The 17,338-nt window shown below is 63.7% G+C and carries 18 protein-coding genes and 1 tRNA gene; 11 read left to right on the plus strand and 8 right to left on the minus strand.

What is annotated here, in order from left to right; translation table 11 throughout:
• Nucleotides 1–18 precede the first annotated feature (18 nt).
• From purN to ACPWMG_RS21230, 4 genes are all read left to right on the plus strand, one after another.
• A complete protein-coding gene (gene purN, locus ACPWMG_RS21215) occupies nucleotides 19–615 on the plus strand; it encodes a phosphoribosylglycinamide formyltransferase (protein ID WP_483301497.1) in 597 nt (198 codons plus the stop codon).
• A gap of 95 nt (nucleotides 616–710) precedes the next feature.
• Complete coding sequence (locus tag ACPWMG_RS21220; RefSeq protein WP_483301498.1) at nucleotides 711–1,115, plus strand: MarR family winged helix-turn-helix transcriptional regulator; 405 nt, start codon at nucleotides 711–713, stop codon at nucleotides 1,113–1,115.
• A 17-nt stretch (nucleotides 1,116–1,132) separates the two neighbouring features.
• The gene (locus tag ACPWMG_RS21225; RefSeq protein WP_483301499.1) at nucleotides 1,133–2,935 is read left to right on the plus strand and encodes a chloride channel protein; all 1,803 of its coding nucleotides are present in this window, start codon (nucleotides 1,133–1,135) and stop codon (nucleotides 2,933–2,935) included.
• Nucleotides 2,932–4,074: an HPP family protein gene (locus ACPWMG_RS21230; protein ID WP_483301500.1), complete on the plus strand. Its 1,143-nt coding sequence runs from the start codon at nucleotides 2,932–2,934 to the stop codon at nucleotides 4,072–4,074. Before ACPWMG_RS21225 ends, ACPWMG_RS21230 begins: the two co-directional genes overlap by 4 nt.
• Before the next feature lie 3 nt (nucleotides 4,075–4,077).
• Here the strand turns inward: ACPWMG_RS21230 and ACPWMG_RS21235 are convergent, their stop codons facing one another.
• Nucleotides 4,078–5,085, minus strand: a complete 1,008-nt coding sequence (locus ACPWMG_RS21235) for a bile acid:sodium symporter family protein (RefSeq protein WP_483301501.1) — start codon at nucleotides 5,083–5,085, stop codon at nucleotides 4,078–4,080.
• 96 nt (nucleotides 5,086–5,181) lie between these two features.
• Between ACPWMG_RS21235 and ACPWMG_RS21240 the strand changes: the two genes are divergently transcribed.
• Complete coding sequence (locus tag ACPWMG_RS21240) at nucleotides 5,182–6,090, plus strand: LysR family transcriptional regulator (RefSeq protein WP_483305301.1); 909 nt, start codon at nucleotides 5,182–5,184, stop codon at nucleotides 6,088–6,090.
• On the opposite strand, the gene ACPWMG_RS21245 is transcribed toward ACPWMG_RS21240, so the two are convergent.
• The 3 genes from ACPWMG_RS21245 to ACPWMG_RS21255 all read right to left on the minus strand — a co-directional run bounded on the left by ACPWMG_RS21245 (nucleotide 5,990) and on the right by ACPWMG_RS21255 (nucleotide 10,414).
• On the minus strand, nucleotides 5,990–8,452 hold the full coding sequence (locus ACPWMG_RS21245) for a putative bifunctional diguanylate cyclase/phosphodiesterase (protein ID WP_483301502.1): 2,463 nt from the start codon (nucleotides 8,450–8,452) through the stop codon (nucleotides 5,990–5,992). The two genes, ACPWMG_RS21240 and ACPWMG_RS21245, sit on opposite strands and share 101 nt — an antisense overlap.
• Before the next feature lie 148 nt (nucleotides 8,453–8,600).
• The gene (locus ACPWMG_RS21250; protein ID WP_483301503.1) at nucleotides 8,601–9,425 is read right to left on the minus strand and encodes an NUDIX hydrolase; all 825 of its coding nucleotides are present in this window, start codon (nucleotides 9,423–9,425) and stop codon (nucleotides 8,601–8,603) included.
• A complete protein-coding gene (locus ACPWMG_RS21255) occupies nucleotides 9,425–10,414 on the minus strand; it encodes a quinone oxidoreductase family protein (RefSeq protein WP_483301504.1) in 990 nt (329 codons plus the stop codon). Before ACPWMG_RS21255 ends, ACPWMG_RS21250 begins: the two co-directional genes overlap by 1 nt.
• A gap of 132 nt (nucleotides 10,415–10,546) precedes the next feature.
• On the opposite strand from ACPWMG_RS21255, the gene ACPWMG_RS21260 reads away from it, so the two are divergent.
• On the plus strand, nucleotides 10,547–11,446 hold the full coding sequence (locus ACPWMG_RS21260) for a DMT family transporter (protein WP_483301505.1): 900 nt from the start codon (nucleotides 10,547–10,549) through the stop codon (nucleotides 11,444–11,446).
• A 21-nt stretch (nucleotides 11,447–11,467) separates the two neighbouring features.
• On the opposite strand, the gene ACPWMG_RS21265 is transcribed toward ACPWMG_RS21260, so the two are convergent.
• Nucleotides 11,468–11,944 carry a BON domain-containing protein gene (locus ACPWMG_RS21265; protein ID WP_483301506.1) on the minus strand — a complete coding sequence of 159 codons (477 nt, stop codon included), beginning with the start codon at nucleotides 11,942–11,944 and terminating at the stop codon, nucleotides 11,468–11,470.
• Between the two features lie 258 nt (nucleotides 11,945–12,202).
• Here ACPWMG_RS21265 and ACPWMG_RS21270 point away from each other — a divergent pair, with 258 nt between their 5' ends.
• From ACPWMG_RS21270 to ACPWMG_RS21280, 3 genes are all read left to right on the plus strand, one after another.
• Complete coding sequence (locus ACPWMG_RS21270) at nucleotides 12,203–13,678, plus strand: aldehyde dehydrogenase (NADP(+)) (RefSeq protein WP_483301507.1); 1,476 nt, start codon at nucleotides 12,203–12,205, stop codon at nucleotides 13,676–13,678.
• A gap of 19 nt (nucleotides 13,679–13,697) precedes the next feature.
• Entirely contained in the window at nucleotides 13,698–14,372 is a 675-nt protein-coding gene (locus ACPWMG_RS21275) for a DNA-3-methyladenine glycosylase I (protein ID WP_483301508.1), read from the plus strand.
• 125 nt (nucleotides 14,373–14,497) lie between these two features.
• On the plus strand, nucleotides 14,498–14,791 hold the full coding sequence (locus tag ACPWMG_RS21280; RefSeq protein WP_483301509.1) for a hypothetical protein: 294 nt from the start codon (nucleotides 14,498–14,500) through the stop codon (nucleotides 14,789–14,791).
• Between the two features lie 20 nt (nucleotides 14,792–14,811).
• On the opposite strand, the gene ACPWMG_RS21285 is transcribed toward ACPWMG_RS21280, so the two are convergent.
• Entirely contained in the window at nucleotides 14,812–15,774 is a 963-nt protein-coding gene (locus tag ACPWMG_RS21285; RefSeq protein ID WP_483301510.1) for a LysR family transcriptional regulator, read from the minus strand.
• A 261-nt stretch (nucleotides 15,775–16,035) separates the two neighbouring features.
• Here ACPWMG_RS21285 and ACPWMG_RS21290 point away from each other — a divergent pair, with 261 nt between their 5' ends.
• Nucleotides 16,036–16,206, plus strand: coding sequence for a DUF2798 domain-containing protein (locus ACPWMG_RS21290; protein ID WP_483301511.1), 171 nt, complete (start codon nucleotides 16,036–16,038; stop codon nucleotides 16,204–16,206).
• A 117-nt stretch (nucleotides 16,207–16,323) separates the two neighbouring features.
• Complete coding sequence (locus ACPWMG_RS21295; RefSeq protein ID WP_483301512.1) at nucleotides 16,324–16,545, plus strand: hypothetical protein; 222 nt, start codon at nucleotides 16,324–16,326, stop codon at nucleotides 16,543–16,545.
• Between the two features lie 12 nt (nucleotides 16,546–16,557).
• Here the strand turns inward: ACPWMG_RS21295 and ACPWMG_RS21300 are convergent, their stop codons facing one another.
• Together ACPWMG_RS21300 and ACPWMG_RS21305 are read right to left on the minus strand one after the other, a co-directional pair.
• Nucleotides 16,558–17,010: a DUF441 domain-containing protein gene (locus tag ACPWMG_RS21300; RefSeq protein WP_483301513.1), complete on the minus strand. Its 453-nt coding sequence runs from the start codon at nucleotides 17,008–17,010 to the stop codon at nucleotides 16,558–16,560.
• 238 nt (nucleotides 17,011–17,248) lie between these two features.
• Nucleotides 17,249–17,336: transfer RNA gene (locus tag ACPWMG_RS21305), tRNA-Ser, on the minus strand.
• Between the last annotated feature and the right edge of the window lie 2 nt (nucleotides 17,337–17,338).

Consider the following 17,338-nt stretch of genomic DNA (forward strand, 5'->3'; position numbering starts at 1 on the left):
GAGATAATTCCCACAGGTATGAAAAACATCGTGATTTTGATCTCAGGCGGTGGCTCCAATATGGCAGCCATCGTAAAAGCGGCCCAAAGCGAGGGTTGGGCCACCCGTTACGGTGCCCAAATTGCGGCCGTCATCAGCAACAAAGCGGATGCTGAAGGGCTGGAATACGCGCGTGCGCAAGGCATCACCACCGCCGTGGTCGACCACAAACAGTTCGCCCAGGCCGAAGATCCCCGCGCCGCTTTCGATGCTGAATTGGCCAAGGTGATCGACACCCATGCCCCACATTTGGTGGTGCTGGCCGGCTTCATGCGCATCTTGACTGAAGGATTTGTGCAGCGCTATGCCGGGCGGCTGATCAACATCCACCCCTCGCTGCTGCCCGCGTTTGCCGGCTTGCGCACGCACCAGCGCGCCATTGAAGCTGGCTGCAAAGTCGCCGGTGCCACGGTGCACCGCGTCACACCCGAGCTGGACCACGGCCCCATCCTGGGCCAGGTGACGGTGCCCGTTCTACCCAACGACACGCCGGCCAGTTTGTCGGCCCGGGTGCTGTCGCAAGAGCACCTGCTCTACCCCCGCGTGGTGGCGGAATTGCTGCGCGCAGACGGCTAAGCAGATCACTCGGGCTGGCGCAATAACGCGAACAGCGCCAGCAAACAATATCACGACGTGATATAAATACGGGCTTTGTGACCCGAGGCTTAGCCGTGCTCAAGAAAAAAGACTTCCAGGCCCTGGCCGAGTTTCGCTACCAGATGCGCAAGTTCGAGCGCTTCTCTGAACTGGCCGCCATGCAAGAGGGCATCAAGCCCCAGCAATACCTGCTGATGCTGCAGATCAAGGGCGCTGCCGACCGTGAATGGGCGACCGTGGGTGAACTGGCCGAGCGTCTGCAGGTGCTGCCGCACGCCGCCGTCACCCTGGTGTCGCGCTGCGAAGCTCTGGGGCTGGTAGAACGCCGACCCGACGAGGCGGATCGCCGCCAAGTGCAGGTGCATTTGTTACCCGCTGGCGAAGAACTGCTGCAACGCCTGGCCGCCCTGCACCGCGCGGAACTCAAGTCTTTGCAAGGCGTGTTCGAGGTGCCGAAGATCGATTTCCCTGCGTCCTGATCACCGTCCGCTCCCTCATGAAAAAGCTCATCCCCTCTTTGGCGGCCACGCGTGCGTCCACGCACCGTGGCTTTGGCGACTTCAACATGGACGAGCGCCTGCTGCGCATCACCGCGCTGGCCTGCGTCATTGGCGGCTGCAGCACTGTGGCGGCGTGGGTGCTGCTGGGTTTGATTCGCTTCTTCACCAACCTGTTTTTCTTCCAGACGTTTTCACTCGCCGACCACTCGCCCGCCACCCACCACTTGGGCGCGTATGTGATCGCACTGCCGGTGATGGGCGGGCTCATCATCGGCGTGATGGCCCGCTGGGGCTCGGAAAAAATCCGTGGCCATGGCATCCCGGAAGCGATTGAGGCGATTCTGTTTGGCAAGAGCCAGATGTCGCCCAAGGTGGCGGTGTTGAAGCCGCTGTCATCGGGCATCGTCATCGGCAGCGGCGGCCCGTTTGGCGCCGAGGGGCCCATCATCATGACCGGCGGCGCCATTGGCTCGCTGCTGGCACAGCACTTTCACCTGACCGCCGCCGAGCGCAAGGCCTTGCTGGTGGCCGGCGCCACAGCGGGCATGACGGCCGTGTTCGGCACACCTGTCGCTGCAGTGCTGCTGGCGGTGGAGCTACTGCTGTTTGAATTGCGCCCGCGCAGCCTGCTGCCGGTGGCCATGGCATGTGCGGTGGCGGGTTTTCTGCGGCCGCTGTTGATGGACCCGGGCCCGCTGTTTCCGCTGCACACCGCCGTGCCCGGCCCGCTAACTTTGCTGTCATGCGCCGTAGCCGGCCTGGCCTGTGGCGCGCTGGCCGCCGCGTTGTCCAGCTCGCTCTACAAGGTGGAAGACCTGTTCGGCAAGTTGCCCGTCCACTGGATGTGGTGGCCCGCCATGGGTGGGCTGGTGGTCGGCATTGGCGGCTGGCTGCAACCGCGCGCCTTGGGCGTGGGCTACGACGTGATTGGCGACCTGCTGAACAACCGGCTGGCCCTGGGTGTGGTGTGCGCGGTACTGGCGGTCAAGGCCATCATCTGGGTGGTGGCCTTGGGCTCGGGCACTTCGGGTGGAGTGTTGGCGCCGCTGCTGATGATGGGTGCCGGTTTGGGCGTGGTGCTGGGCCATGTGTTGCCTGGGCCAGATGCCGCGCTGTGGCCGCTGGTGTGCATGGCGGCCACCTTGTCGGGCACGCTGCGCGCGCCGCTCACTGCCACCGTGTTTGCGCTGGGGCTCACGGGCGACATGAACGCGCTGCTGCCACTGCTTACCGCGTCGGCCGTGGGTTACGGCTTCACCGTGCTGACCATGCGTCGTTCCATCATGACCGAGAAAATTGCGCGCCGGGGTCGGCACATTTACCAGGAGCACGGCGTAGACCCGCTGGAGCGCGCGTTTGCAGGCGAGGTGATGAGCCACACCGTGCAGACGGTGGATGCCACCGCCACCGTTGGCGCCATTTTGGCCAGCCACTTCGGCACTGGTCAAACCCACCGTGCCTACCCGGTGCAACAAAACGGCGTGTTGCTCGGCATGCTCGACCGCGCCATGCTGCAAACCAACGCCATGGCCGACCGCCTGGTAGTGCCGGTAGCCGAATTGTTCAACGCCCTGCCGCCGCCGCAAGTCGCCCTGCCCACCGAGACCTGCCGCCAGGTGGCGAGCCGCATGGCGCGTTATGGCCTGGAGCGCTTGCCGGTGGTGGCCAATGCGTCTTCGCAGCGCATCGTGGGCATCGTCTCGCGCAGTGACTTGATCAAGCCCACCCTGGCGCACTTTCATGAGGACGAACAACGCGAGCAACTGCGTGGCCTGCCTTGGAAGGCGCCACAACGATGAACTGGCGTTCCACACAAGACTTCCTGGCCTCGTTCTGGCCGCGCGCTTTACAGGTGGATGGCCGCGAGCGCTGGCGCAGCGTGGCGGGTGGGGCTTTAGGCATTTTGCTGGTGGCGTTGCTGTGCCGCTATGGCGCGTCGACTGCGGTTGGTGCCCATGCGGCCGCACCGTGGCTGGTAGCCCCCATTGGCGCGAGCGCGGTGCTGGTGTTTGCCGTGCCGTCCAGCCCCTTGGCGCAGCCGTGGGCCGTGGTAGGTGGCAACAGCTTGTCTGCACTGGTGGGCGCGTTGTGCGCCATGGCCATTCCCGACCCGGCGTTTGCCGGTGCGGTGGCCGTCGCACTGGCCATTGGTTTGATGTTCTGGCTGCGCTGCCTGCACCCGCCAGGGGGCGCAGCGGCATTGTTGTCGGCCTTGGGCGGTGTGAGTTTGTCGTTTGTGCTGTTTCCAGTGCTGGTGAACTGCTTGCTGCTGGTGTTGGCGGGTGTGCTCTACAACCGCCTCACCGGCCGCCGTTACCCGCACGCACAGTCCACGCCCGCACCCAAAACCGAGCGTGGCGGCCGCTTCACCACCGCCGACCTGGACACCGCGCTGCAGCACTACAACCAGGTGCTCGACATCAGCCGAGACGACTTGGAAGACTTGCTGCACGAGGCCGAATCGGCCGCCTACCAGCGCCGCTTTGGCAACCTGCGTTGCGCGGACGTGATGACGCCCAACGTGACCGCCGTGCAGTTTGGCACCTCGCTTGATGAAGCATGGACGCTGATGCATAGCCAGCGCATCAAAGCACTGCCCATCATCGACCGCAGCCGCCGCATTGTGGGCATCGTCACCCGGGCCGACTTCATGCGCCTGGCCGGGCCCGAGCAGCACGACGGCCTGGGCGCCCGGCTCAAAGCCTTGGTGCGCCCCAGCGGCACGCTGCATTCCGAGCGGCCGGAAGTGGTGGGCCAGATCATGACGCGCGAAGTGCGCGTGGCCAGTGCCGACCGGCGTGTGAGCGACCTGGTGCCGGTGTTCACCGAAGACGGCCACCACCACATTCCGGTGATCGACGCCGAGCGCCGCCTGGTCGGCATGCTTACGCAATCGGACTTTGTGAAAGCGCTGTACCGGGCAGCGCCAGCCCAGTAACTTTTAAGATTGCTGTGCTTCAGCGGTGACTGCCGCAGGCGCAACCTCGCGCCGCTGCGCATAACGCTGCGCCAGCACCGCGCAGACCATCAACTGGATCTGATGGAACAACATCAGCGGCAACACAATCGCGCCCACGGCGTGTGAAGCAAACAGCACCTTTGCCATGGGAATACCGCTGGCCAGGCTCTTCTTCGAGCCGCAGAACACGATGGTGACTTCGTCTTCGGTCGAGAAGCCGAGCTTACGGCTGGTGTAACGCGTGAGCACCAGCGCCAAGGCCAGCAACACGCAGCACACCACCACCAGGCCGAGCAACGACACGGCGGGAATTTGCTGCCACAGGCCTTCCACCACCGCCGCGCTGAAGGCGGTGAACACCACCAGCAAAATCGAACCCTGGTCGACCAGCTTGACCAACTTGCCTTGCTTCTTGATCCAACCCGCGATGAAGGGGCGCGCCAGTTGGCCGATGACAAACGGCAGCATCAACTGCAGCAAGATGCGGCCGATGGAACCCAGCGACGGGCCAGCGTCACCGCCATTAGGCGTGACCACCAGGCTCACCAGAATCGGCGTGACAAACACGCCAATCAGCGTAGATGCCGAAGCGCTGCACACCGCCGCGGGAATATTGCCGCGCGCCATCGATGTGAACGCAATCGCCGACTGCACCGTGGCGGGCAAGCAGCACAAAAACAGAATGCCCAAATACAAATCGGGCGTGACCAGCGGCGCCAGCACCGGCTTGAGCAACAGGCCCAGCACCGGGAACATGACAAACGTGCTGGCCAACACCAGCAAATGCAGGCGCCAGTGTGTGGCGCCGGCCACCACCGCCTCGCGTGACAACTTGGCGCCGTGCAGAAAAAACAGCAGGCTGATGGCGGCGGTAGTCAGCCATTCAAAACCGTGCGCCACGCTGCCACGTGCCGGGAAAAAGCTGGCCAACGAAACGGTCACCACCAGGGCGAGGGTGAAGTTATCGGGCAAAAAACGGGGACGGGACATGGCACACACCTCAGCAATTTAGTTATGGGGTGGATTGGACCGTTTCTGGATTGAAAAATGAAATGGATTTATCTGATAGATTCATGATTAATCATGATGAATGTCACTCTGCGCCAGTTGCGCGTGTTCCAGGCCGTGGTGCAACACCGCAACTTCAGCCGCGCCGGCGATCAGATCGGCCTGACGCAACCCGCCATCAGCCGCTGCATTCGCGAGCTGGAAGGCCAACTCGGCCTGCAACTGCTGAACCGCACCACGCGCGAGGTGGAACCGACCGAGGCGGGCCGCAACCTCGCCGGCAAACTCGACCGCCTGCTGGACGAGCTGGAACTGTCGCTACAAGATGTGCAAGGCATGGCCCAGGCGCGGCGAGGCAAGGTGCGCGTGGCCAGCAGCCCTACTCTGTCGGCCAACCTCATGCCGGCGTGTATCGCGCTCTGCGCCGAACAACACCCCGAGATTCAATTGGTGCTGCTCGACCGCGTGCAGCAAGACGTGTTGAGCAGCGTGCGGTCGGGCGAGGTTGACTTTGGCGTGGTGATCGACCCGTCGGCCCCCGACGACCTGCATTGCCAGCCCATCTTGCGCGAGCCGTTTTGCCTGGTGACGCGCAGCGACCACGCCTTGGCGCAGCGCAAAAGCGTGCCCTGGCGCGCGCTAGCGGGCGAAAACCTGGTGCTGCTGGACCACGCCTCGGGCAGCCGGCGCCTCATCGACAAGGCGCTGGCCGAACAACAAGCCGAGGTCAGCGTGATGCAGGAGCTGGGCCACCCCACCACCGTGTTTCGTATGGTCGAGGCCGGCATCGGCATCACCGTGCTGCCGGCCCTGGCGCTCACGCCCGCTGAGTTGCAAGGCCACGCACTCACGGTGACGCGGCTGACACCGCGTGTGGAGCGCCGCATCATGTTGGTTCACCGTAAGCACCGCGCGCTGGCGCCGCTGGTGGCACTGGTGTGGGAACTGGTGGCGCAAGTGGCGCATCAATTGCCGCCTCGGGATTGAGCTCCCTCGACAAAAGCCACGCCAGCAACGCCTCCAGCCGCTGTGGCCGCGCGAAGTAGTAACCCTGGCCGGTGGCACAGCCCAGGTGGCTCAGCCGGTCGTACTGCCGCACGGTCTCAATGCCCTCGGCCGTGGTTTCCATGCGCAGCACACCGGCCAGGTCGATCACCAGCCGCACAATCGACTCCGACTCCATGCTGTCGCTGATGGTGGCGATGAAAGACTGGTCGATCTTCAGCTTGTCGAACGGAAAACTGCGCAGATAGGCCAACGACGAATAACCCGTGCCAAAGTCGTCCAGCGCGATGCGCAAGCCCGCCGCGCGCAGCCGGTGCAGCGCGGTGAGCACGTCCTCGGTGTCGGCGAGAAAAACAGACTCGGTGATCTCCAGCTCCAAACGGCGCGGGTCGACATCGGTGCGCAACAGCACATCCAGAATCTTGTCCACTAACAGGGCGTCGTCGAACTGGCTAGCCGACAGGTTCACCGCCATCAACACATGCGGCGGCAACTTGTGCACGTTTTGGCAAGCGGTCTCCAACACCCACAGGCCAATGTCGCGAATCAAGCCGGCCTCCTCGGCAATCGGGATGAACTCGCGTGGCGATACCTGGCCAAAACGTTCGCTCTTCCATCGCAGCAGCGCTTCCAAACCGGTCACGTGGCCTTGCTGCAGCGCGATTTGCGGTTGGTATTCCAAATGCAGTTCACCACGCGCCATGGCGCCGCGCAAAGCGTCTTCCATGGCGATACGCCGGCGCGACTTGACATCCATCTCGGCCGAGAAAAACATCGCCTGGCGCCGCCCCCGGGCCTTGGCCTCGTACAAGGCCAGGTCAGCATGGTGCAGCACTTCGTCGGCCGTGCGGCCATCGGCCGGCAGCAGCGCGATGCCAATGCTGATGTGCGGCACAAAGCGCGCCCCCGACAAACTGCAGGGCTGCTCGACCGACTGCATCAGCCGCTCGGCAAAGGGCCGCACCTCGTCGGCCTGCGCCATGCCATCGAGCAGGATGGCGAACTCGTCACCACCCAAGCGCGCGACCAGGTCACGCCCACGCACCGCGCCCGCCAGGCGCTGGGCCACGGTTTTCAGCAGCAGGTCGCCGCTGGCGTGGCCATAAGCGTCGTTCACGCGCTTGAAGTTGTCCATGTCGATGCACAGCAATGCCGCCCGCCCCGAGGCACTGCCGTCAGCCGCGCAATGCCGCAGCAGCCGCCGCTGGAAGTGGCGCCGGTTGGCCAGCCCCGTCAGCACGTCGAAATGGGCCAGATGCTGCATCTCGTCTTCAACACGTTTACGGTCGGTGATGTCTGCGCCCACACCGCGCCAGCCTGTCGGGGCCTGGACGTCCTGCAGCATGGGTTTCGCCGTCATGGCCCACCAGCGCAGGCTGCCGTCCAGCACCACGGGCACCAGCAGATCGCGAAACGGCACGGGCTCCGCCAGTGCCAGGCGCAGTTGATCCAGATAGCGCATGGCATCTTCGGGCAAGGGCGGTGGATGCGTGGTCGGGGTGGCATAGGTACGCGCCATCAAGGCCACCAGGCCCAGGCCGGCATCTTGTGCAGGGTCGAAACACAGCGCCTGGCATAGCCGGGTGGAAGCATGGCCCAGCGTGCCGCGCGAGGTCAGCTCCCAGAGAAAGTCGCTGGAGTTTTCTTCAAAGTCGCGCAGCAGCAGGCCGACAATCTGTTCCTTCTGCGCCGCATCGGCCTCGGCCACCAGCCGTGCGCCGTAAGAGCGCGCCATGACCCGCACCGAGCCCACCACCACCGTGCTGTAGATCAGCAACAGCCAGAACAGCGCGCTGGTGCCCATCGCATCCGCACGCAGCAAGCCGGTCAACGAGCCCGCCGTGAGCAGAAAAACATAGGCCATGGCCGCTGCTGGCACCGTCACCAGCGCAAAACCACCGGCGCAAATCATGCCGCAGGAGATGATGGCCAAGAGCTGCTGGCTCTGCACCGGGACGCTGTGCAGCAACAGCGCAGGCAGCAGCCCCCACAGCAGCCCAAGTGCCGCAGCGTGCCGAACGGAACGCCGCATGCCCTGGCGCGAAGCCGTTTGGCGCGGCGGCCGACGCGTCGCACGAAACCAGGCGCGCAGCCCTTGCGTGGCAAACAGCAGCAACACCGCAAACCAGAGCCACAACCAAGGTGCGGCGGCCGCCAGGTTGTGCATGACAAAGGCCGCATTCAGCAGGTTCACCACCATCGCTAGCGGGGTGAGCCCCATGACGGCCTGCAGTTGCTTGGCACGGAAGCGCGCGGCCAGCGGCTCCTCGGCCTCGTAGGCGGAGACAAGCCGCCGCAAAGCCGTGAGAACAGGAGCGTAGGGCGGGCCCAAGGCGCGCGTCATGGATCGTAAGCCTTCTGACCTTTTTGGAAGCAGATACGAATGGCGAACTAGGCACCCTCATTCTGTTCCGAATGCTGCCAGATGCCCAGCTTTTTGATCTCCGCCGCCGGGCACTGAGGCTCAAAAACCAGTCAGGCTCGAAGCACCCTCAAAGCCTCCAGGCTGCGACTTGGATCAGCGCTGCCTCGGCTGTAAAGAGGCCAGCGCGCATGTGGCGCCAGATCTCGTCTGGCGTCATCAAGGCGAAGGCTTGGACCTCGCCATCCTGGTTTTCCGGCACCAGGCTGTCCGGCACTGTGGCGACGAACCAGTCGATCACCTCGACCACATACCCCGTGCCCGCGCAGTCACTTGTCGGGCGACGGAACACCGCTTCGCCGCCATAGCGCAGGTCGGCCAACGCGGCCACGTGCAAACCGGCCTCTTCCCAGGTTTCGCGCGCCAGGGCGGCTGGCAGGTCGTCCGAGGCAGAAACCATGCCGCCCATCAAGGTATCCCACAGGCCGGGGTCGTTGGACTTGGTGAGCGCACGTTGCTGCACCCAGTGTCGGCCGTCGGGCGCCACACCGATCAAGTGCACGGCACGCGTGGCAATGCCCAGTCCACGCACCACGGCACGTTCGACCGTGGCCACACGCTCGCCCGTCAGTTCATCGTGCACCGCCAGTTGCTCGTTGCGCCAGGCGTGGGCTTTGCCCGCTGCGCGCAAGACATCAGCCAGGCCCGCCAGCGCCTGTAGCGGCTCGCCCAACAAGGCCCAGCCGTGCTGGGCGGACCGTTGTTGCGGCTGAATCTGCCAGTGGCCTGCGGACGGCAAGCCGTCCAGATAACCCGGCTCCACCGAGCCCACCGCCACGTCCCCAAGCCACAAGGGCTGGCGTTCTACACGCGGCGGCAGGTCGACCTGCTGGCGCAGTTGCGCCAGCCAGGCATGGTCGTCGGCATGCAGCAACGGTGCGGGCAATGCCAGCATCACAGCGTGAGGATGGTGCAGCCGGTGGTCTTGCGCGCTTCGAGGTCGCGGTGCGCTTGCTGCACGTCGGCCAGCGGGTAACGTTGGTCGATGTGGATCTTCACTTGGCCGCTTTCCACCACGGCAAACAAATCGTCGGCCATGGCCTGCGTGCTTTCGCGTGTGGCCATGTGGGTGAACAGCGTGGCGCGCGTGAGGTACAGGCACTTGGGCGCCAGCACCACGGGAGCCACCGGCGGCACCACGCCCGAGGCATTGCCAAAAGACGCCATCAGGCCAAACGGGCGCAGGCACTCCAGCGACTTCTCAAACGTGTCTTTGCCCACCGAGTCGTAGACCACTTTCACGCCCTGCCCGCCGGTGATGTCTTTCACGCGCGCGGCAAAGTCTTCGGTGTTGTAGTTGATGACGTGGGTGGCGCCGTTTTCTTTGGCGAGCGCACACTTCGCGTCCGACCCTGCCGTGCCGATAAGCTGCAGGCCCAAGGCCCGCGCCCATTGGCTGGCGATCAAGCCTACACCACCGGCTGCCGCGTGGAACAGCACAAAATCGCCAGCCTGCAAACCACCTTGCGGCAGGGTTTTCTTCAACAGGTATTGCGCCGTCAGGCCCTTGAGCATCATGGCCGCGCCGGTTTCAAACGAGATGGCGTCGGGCAGCTTGCACACCGTGCGCGCGGGCATCACGCGCAGCTCGCTGTAGCTGCCGGGTGGCTGGCTGGCGTAGGCGGCGCGGTCGCCCACACGCAGGTGGGTGACGCCCTCGCCCACGGCTTCGACCACGCCCGAGGCTTCCATGCCCAGGTTCAAAGGCATGGGCATTTTGTAGACGCCAGCGCGTTGGTACACGTCGATGAAGTTCAGGCCGATGGCCTTGTGGCGGATGCGGATCTCGCCTGGGCCGGGGTCGCCCACCGTCACGCTCACGAGTTTCAACTGCTCGGGGCCGCCGTGTTCCTGGATCTGTACGACTTTGCTGGTTTCGCTCATGAATGTGTCTCCAAAAGGGATAAAAAATGCAACGGCAGGCATCCTGCCATGAATACGCCGAGCCTGCAGAACAGGCGCTTTACAAAAGCCCTTCGGGCACTGCGCCACCGAGGCGCTGGTACATTCCCGCGCATGCAACAACGACTAACGCCCAGCACCATTTTGCTGCTGGTGATTCCGCCCTTGCTTTGGGCCGGCAACGCCGTGGTGGGCCGCATGGTTCACACGCTGATTCCACCGTTCACGTTTAATTTTCTGCGCTGGGTACTGGCGCTACTGATCCTGCTGCCTATGGCCAGTTGGGCTCTGCGCCGCGACGCCGGGCTGTGGACACACTGGCGCCGCTACAGCCTATTGGGGCTGCTGGGCGTGGGCCTGTACAACACGCTTCAATACCTGGCGCTGCAAACCTCCTCGCCCATCAACGTCACGCTGGTCGCGGCCAGCATGCCGATGTGGATGCTGGCGATTGGCGCCCTGTGTTTTGGCGCCAAGGTTTCCGGGCGGCAGATCATCGGCGCGCTGTTTTCTACCGCTGGTGTGCTGGTGGTGCTGAGCCGTGGCCAGTGGGCCGAGCTGATGGCGCTGCGCCTGGTACCCGGCGACCTGTTCATGCTGCTGGCCACGGTGTCGTGGTCGTTCTACAGCTGGATGCTCACGCGCACCAAAGAACCGGCCGCCGTGCGGCAAGACTGGGCTGCCTTTTTGCTGGCCCAGGTGGTGTTTGGCCTGGCCTGGTCGAGCCTGATGACGGCCGGGGAATGGGCCATCACCTCGCCCCACATGGGCTGGGGTTGGCCGCTGGCGCTGGCACTGCTGTTTGTGGCGGTGGGGCCTGCGGTGCTGGCCTACGGCTGCTGGGGCGCAGGGCTACAGCGTGTGGGGCCTGCCACGGCGGGGTTCTTCTCCAACCTCACTCCCTTGTTTGCCGCGCTGATGTCGGCCGCGTTTCTGGGCGAAATGCCGCACCTGTTCCACGGCGCGGCGTTCTTGCTGATCGTGGGCGGCATTGTGGTGTCGTCGAGGCGCTGAAGCACCGCAAGCGCAGCCTCGTCACCTGGATGCAGGCGGCCAGACTTTCAATTCATTGACCACGGCCTCCACGTCGTCGATGTTGCGCACCAGTTGCTCCAGCGCCGTGGCTTGCTCAGCACTGCGCACACAGCCGGTGAGCCACACCCAACGGCGCTGGCCTTCGGCCCACACACTGGTGTCGGCAAAACGGCCATCCATGGTGATGGCCGTTTGCACACGAGGAATGATTTCAGCGTCGTACAAATAGGCGTTGGGCAGGCGGCAACGGCCCATGCGGTAGCAGGTGGTACCGCGCTCCACGCGGCCGTGTTCCTGGGCACGCTTATCGGCTTCGGTGATCATCGGTCCAGATGAAACAGGACACTCCGAGATGCCGTTAGTGGCCCGTACAAACGGGTCGTTGAACAAATTGCCCCGAACCTCCGTGACAGTTTGCGCAGCGCACCCCGCAGCGCACCCCACCAGCAGCCACAAACAGAGTTTGACAGTTTGCATGTCGCGTCCCTCTCAATACTGTCTGCCATTTTTAGCACCATGTTGCGGTGTTGCCTATGGGCCCGGTTAGCAATTGCGGCGCCATCGGGGGCATTCGCCACACGACACATCAAACGGCCATAAAACAGCCAAAATCCATGCATAGACTGGAACGGCCGAGGCTGGCTTTTCGTCTGCATCATTTGCATCTTTTATCTGCATCTTTCGCCTTCACCTACGTCTTCAACCTTTTCACCTTTTCAACCTTTAGGACCTCACATGCTGCAATCCTTCGAAGCGCGCACCGGCAAAGCCATCGACGCCGGCTGGCCTGAATCGACCCTCGCCGCCATCGACACCGCTGTAGCTGCAGCCGCTGCTGCAGCCGACGAATTTGCCGCCACCTCCGCCGCCACGCGCGGCAGCCTGCTCAAGGCGCTGGCCGCCGCTCTAGAAGCCGATCGCGAAAAGCTGGTGGCGCTGGCCGACCGCGAAACCGGCCTCGGTTTGCCACGCCTGAACGGCGAACTCGACCGCACGATTTTTCAACTGAAGGGTTTCGCTGACGTCCTGGCTGCCGGCACCATCCACGCGGTGGTGGACGACGCCGCCATTGCCGGTGCTCCCCCGGTGGGTCGCCCGCACCTCACACGTACACGCGTGCCGCTTGGCCCCGTGGCCATGTTCTCGGCGAGCAATTTCCCCTTCGCGTTTTCAGTGCTCGGCGGCGACACGGCTGCGGCACTGACGGCCGGTTGCCCGGTGGTCGTCAAGGGCCACCCGGCCCATCCTGCCCTATCGCGTGCCACGGCCGCCCTGGCGCATGAAGTGGTGGCAGCCCAAGGCCTGGCGGCGGGCGTGTTCCAGTTCGTGGAAGGTGGCTCGATCGAAGTGGGCGTGGCACTGGTGAATGCGCCCGCGATTGCCGCCGTGGCGTTCACGGGTTCGTTCAAGGGCGGCACAGCACTTGCCAAGGTGGCGGGCGACCGTCCACGGCCAATCCCGTTCTACGGCGAGTTGGGTTCCATCAACCCGCTGCTGGTGCTGCCCGCCGCACTGGAGAAAAACAGCACCGAGTTGGCCGCCACGCTGGCGGGCTCGATTGGCCTGGGCGCAGGCCAGTTCTGCACCAGCCCTGGTGTGATCGTGGTGCCCGCTGGTGCAGCTGGTGACGCCTTTGTGCAGAGCTTCGCGGTAGCGCTCCAGGCGCAGCAGCCACACGCCATGTTGTCGGCCGGCATCCGCTCCACCTTTGACAAGGGTGTGGCGCGCTGGCGTGCGTCCAGCGTGCTGAAGCCGCTGGTGCAAGACGTTCCGGCAGCGGACTCCCTGGCGCCACGCCCCTACCTGGCAGAAGTCAGCGCGAGTGAATTCATTGCCCACCACGAACTGCAAGAAGAAGTCTTCGGCTCTGCGGCCCTGGTGGTGCGCACCACTTCGACCGACGAAGCGGTCACCCTGCTGCACACCGTGGGCGGCTCGCTCACCGTCACGCTTTGGGGCGCCGATGCCGACACCCCCGACAACCGCCGCCTGGTGCGCGCTGCCTCGCAGATCGCCGGCCGGGTGTTGTTCAACGGTGTGCCCACCGGCGTGGCCGTGGCGGCAGCGCAGCAGCACGGAGGGCCTTTCCCAGCATCCACCCAGCCGTTCACCACCTCGGTGGGTTATGCCGCGGTCGACCGTTTCCTGCGCCCGGTCGCACTGCAAGATGCGCCAACCTGGATCGTGGAACGCAAAGGCCAACCCTGCTGATCCGCCGAATAGAACTTGCATGAAAGCATCGACCGCATCTGCCTCAAAACGCAAGACATCGGTAGCACCGCCTGAGCCGAATGTCCCGATTACGGGGACTCCGGCGATCGGCGCCGTGCTATGCGAGGATGGTCTGGCGCGCCCGCCTTGGGCGGCGGTCAGCCGGCTGCTGCGCACCTACTACGACACCGAATGGGGCTTGCCGGTGCGAGACGAGCGCGGGCTGTTCGAACGGGTGAGCCTTGAAGCGTTTCAGTCGGGCTTGTCCTGGGCCATCATCCTGCGCAAGCGTGAAGGCTTCCGTGCGGCCTTTCAGAACTTTGTGCCAGACGAGGTGGCCGCTTTTTCAGAGGCCGACATCGACAGGTTGATGGCTGACACCGAGATCGTGCGCAACCGCGCCAAGATCGTTGCCACGGTGCAAAACGCCAAAGCGACGATCGCCTTGCGCCAGGACCAGGGGTTGGCGGAATTGATCTGGTCCTTCAAGCCCGAGACGACCCCGCAACCGCGCACCGTGGCGGACATCCCGACGTCATCCCCCGAATCCATCGCCTTGAGCAAGGCCTTGCTGAAGCGCGGGTTCAAGTTCGTCGGCCCCACCACCATGTACGCACTCATGGAGGCCATCGGCATGGTGGACACGCATCTGTTGGACAGCCACCGCCGGGGGTCTTCGGGCGTTTGGCCCTGAAAATGCCCCCAGGCAATCCAGACACATCAACACATGGCGGCCGCCTACAGAGAACAATTCAAAACTTGCGCACATTAGCCGTAGAGCGCACTCCACTCGAAACCACAGCTTGAGGAGAAACAGACATGGCAATACACATCGACGGACAAACCGCAAACGGCCGCAACAGCGGCTTTGATTGGCGCAGTCGCCTGAATGCCACTGGTTTCCAGCTGCCTGACCGGGTGCACGAATGCGTCAGCCTCATGGGCCTGGTGACCTCGTTTTGCAGCACGGTGATATGGCTGGGCGCTGCGGTCACGGGCCAGAGCAGCCTGCTGGGCATGGTGCTGATGGCGCTTTTGTGTGTGGGCTCGGCCTGTGCCACGCTGGCCCTCTTTCTTTCTCTTCGACGTTCATCTACACCTGCAGAGCGCTGATACAGCGCCAAACCAGGCCGTCACCCCTCAAGCGGCCACGTTGGGGTGCATAGCAACGGGTGTCCCCGCAAGGCTTCGTCAATGAAATCCACAAACACCCGCACCGGGCTTGGCAGGTGCTTGCGGTCGCGAAAGCAAACAAAGTATTCCAACGGCTCAGGGTCGGCCTGGGTATGGCCAAGCTGGGCGCGCCCAGAGGACGACAGAAACAGTGGCTCCAGCTTGCCGGCTGCAATCAAGGGGTTGGCAATGAAGCTGCCGAGCCGCGTCACACCCGCGCCCGCCACGGCCAGCGCGGCAAGCGTGTCGATGTCGTTGCACACCGCAGCCGTCTGAATGGGCGGGGCGAAACGCACGCCGTTATGCAGAAACGGCCACTGCATGATGCGCCCGTCCAGCGGCATGCGAAACGCCAGGCACGGGTGTTGGCCCAGATCTTCCGGCGTGTTGGGGCGGCCATGCTTTTGCAGGTAGGCCGGCGCGGCGCAGAAGACCATAGGCGCCGTGGCGATTCGGCGCGCCACCAGGCCGGGCTCCAACACATGCCGGAACCGGATGCTAGCGTCGACATCTTCTTTCAGATGGTCCACGTTGCGGTCCACCATCAGCATTTCCAAATGCACCTGCGGATAACGCGCCATGAAGGCTGGCATCAACGGCGCCACCACATGACGACCAAAGGCCACGGAGCAAGAGACCTTGAGCTTGCCCTGCACCGCACCCTGTAATGCCGCAAGCTCTGATTCAGCCTGCGCCAAGCCGTCAAGCAACTGGCTGACCTGCGTGAAATAGACCTCTCCGGCCGCCGTCAGCGCCTGCGAGCGCGTGGTGCGGTTCAGTAGCCGCGTGCCGAGCTCTTTCTCTAACCGGGCCAGGTTCTGACTGGCTGCTGCTGCGGTGATACCCAACTGTCGGGCCGCAGCGGCAATGCTTCCGCCTTCGACCACGCGCACAAACGTTTCAATGCCTCGCAGGTTGGACATTGCTTTTAATTAGGAATTGAGCACAGGATTCATAAGCCAAGCTTAGCAGTGAAAGTGCTTCCGTCGGGCTAGTGCGAGAGCCTTGGGACTTCTACAGTGACGCCATCACCTGTGAATCCAACCCCTCCAATTACCCAACTCAATTAGCCCAACTTCAAAATGCCTCAGTCATCTCCCATTTCCCCATCCGCGCGTCCCGCTTTCTGGAAAGTGCCGAAGCGTTTCAGTCACTTCGTCTTTGCTTTCTACATGGCCGGCATCATGGCTTTTCTGATGTGTGCGGTCATCGTGGCCGCGGGCACTGGCCTGACCGATGGCTACTTCGGTCGCGTACTCAGCGCCTATGCGCTTGCCATGCCCGTGGCGTTCGTCTGCGTGCTGGGTGTGCGCCCGGTGGTGGTTCGGCTGACCGCCGCCAGCGTGCACCCCTAAGGCCGGGCTGAGCCGGTAGGGGCATGCACCGTCGTGCAGGGCGTGACAGTTGCGTCACACTTTGCCCGGCCCTCAGCGCGACCATAGAGCCCTGGTGCAGCAACACTCGAGGGTTCCATGACACTGAACGACATACATGCGGGACTACCGGCCATACGCCTCTCCATCCCCACCAAAGCCATCTGGTCAGCCATGTGCGGCAAGGACATCGAAGCTGGCCATCTCAGCCAAGAAGATGCCGACACGGTGCTGATTTGGCTGCTGGCAACGGTTACCCTGTTTGGACTGGCCCTGGTGGGCGTGATCTTGTTTTCAGTGGTGCACGTCGCGATTGTTTAGTCAGCCTCGGCTTCACGATTTCCCAATCAACAGCGAAAGCAAGCCTGCCGCAATCAGCGGCCCCACGGGCACACCACGGAAAAAAGCCACGCCGAGCACCGTGCCCACCATCAGCCCCGCCACCACGCCGGGCTGGGCGCCCATCAGAGAGACGCCGCGCCCCCCCAACCACGCCACAAAAATGCCCACCACGATGGCGGCAGCCGATTTCCAATGGGTGAACGATTTCAGCAAGTCCATCGGCGCGATCTGGCCATTGGCAATAGGCACCATGACCGCGACCATCAGCAGCGCAATGCTGAGGTTGAGCCCGTGCTTCTGCACCCACGGGAAATACGCTGCCAGCGGCGTGAGCCGAATGACGATCAGCACCAACATGGCGGCGGCCACGGTGTAGTTGCGGGCGAAGATGCTGAGGCCAGCGATGGCCAGCAAAATCAACACGGTGGGGTCGAAGAAAGACATGGAAAGATGCGCCGCGCGGGCAACGCCAGTAAAGACGAAAGAAGCTTGGATTGTCCACCCGCAGCCCGTCACCACGCATGCACCGCCAAGGAGGCACAGCGCAGGCTAGGTTATTGCGACGGCGAAGATACTCGCCACGCGACTCACTCCTCTAGAGCGAAGGCCAAAAAGCTGCGATCGGCCAATTGCCCAAAAGCAAAAGCCCTTGATCTCGTGAAAGATCAAGGGCTTGCTATCTTGGCGGAGAGGGTGGGATTCGAACCCACGGTACCTTGCGGTACGCCTGATTTCGAGTCAGGTACATTCGACCACTCTGCCACCTCTCCTA

It is taken from the genome of Hydrophilobacter chitinilyticus, assembly GCF_049860745.1.
Taxonomy (GTDB): Bacteria; Pseudomonadota; Gammaproteobacteria; order Burkholderiales; family Burkholderiaceae_C; genus Rhodoferax_B.

Coding starts and splice junctions, on each gene's coding strand:
- ACPWMG_RS21295 (WP_483301512.1), top strand. CDS start 16,324: ATGACACTGAACGACATACATGCGGGACTACCGGCCATACGCCTCTCC.
- ACPWMG_RS21285 (WP_483301510.1), bottom strand. CDS start 15,774: ATGTCCAACCTGCGAGGCATTGAAACGTTTGTGCGCGTGGTCGAAGGC.
- ACPWMG_RS21230 (WP_483301500.1), top strand. CDS start 2,932: ATGAACTGGCGTTCCACACAAGACTTCCTGGCCTCGTTCTGGCCGCGC.
- ACPWMG_RS21300 (WP_483301513.1), bottom strand. CDS start 17,010: ATGTCTTTCTTCGACCCCACCGTGTTGATTTTGCTGGCCATCGCTGGC.
- ACPWMG_RS21235 (WP_483301501.1), bottom strand. CDS start 5,085: ATGTCCCGTCCCCGTTTTTTGCCCGATAACTTCACCCTCGCCCTGGTG.
- ACPWMG_RS21290 (WP_483301511.1), top strand. CDS start 16,036: ATGGCTTTTCTGATGTGTGCGGTCATCGTGGCCGCGGGCACTGGCCTG.
- ACPWMG_RS21245 (WP_483301502.1), bottom strand. CDS start 8,452: ATGACGCGCGCCTTGGGCCCGCCCTACGCTCCTGTTCTCACGGCTTTG.
- ACPWMG_RS21265 (WP_483301506.1), bottom strand. CDS start 11,944: ATGCAAACTGTCAAACTCTGTTTGTGGCTGCTGGTGGGGTGCGCTGCG.
- ACPWMG_RS21260 (WP_483301505.1), top strand. CDS start 10,547: ATGCAACAACGACTAACGCCCAGCACCATTTTGCTGCTGGTGATTCCG.
- ACPWMG_RS21250 (WP_483301503.1), bottom strand. CDS start 9,425: ATGCTGGCATTGCCCGCACCGTTGCTGCATGCCGACGACCATGCCTGG.
- ACPWMG_RS21280 (WP_483301509.1), top strand. CDS start 14,498: ATGGCAATACACATCGACGGACAAACCGCAAACGGCCGCAACAGCGGC.
- ACPWMG_RS21270 (WP_483301507.1), top strand. CDS start 12,203: ATGCTGCAATCCTTCGAAGCGCGCACCGGCAAAGCCATCGACGCCGGC.
- ACPWMG_RS21240 (WP_483305301.1), top strand. CDS start 5,182: ATGAATGTCACTCTGCGCCAGTTGCGCGTGTTCCAGGCCGTGGTGCAA.
- ACPWMG_RS21275 (WP_483301508.1), top strand. CDS start 13,698: ATGAAAGCATCGACCGCATCTGCCTCAAAACGCAAGACATCGGTAGCA.
- purN (WP_483301497.1), top strand. CDS start 19: ATGAAAAACATCGTGATTTTGATCTCAGGCGGTGGCTCCAATATGGCA.
- ACPWMG_RS21225 (WP_483301499.1), top strand. CDS start 1,133: ATGAAAAAGCTCATCCCCTCTTTGGCGGCCACGCGTGCGTCCACGCAC.
- ACPWMG_RS21255 (WP_483301504.1), bottom strand. CDS start 10,414: ATGAGCGAAACCAGCAAAGTCGTACAGATCCAGGAACACGGCGGCCCC.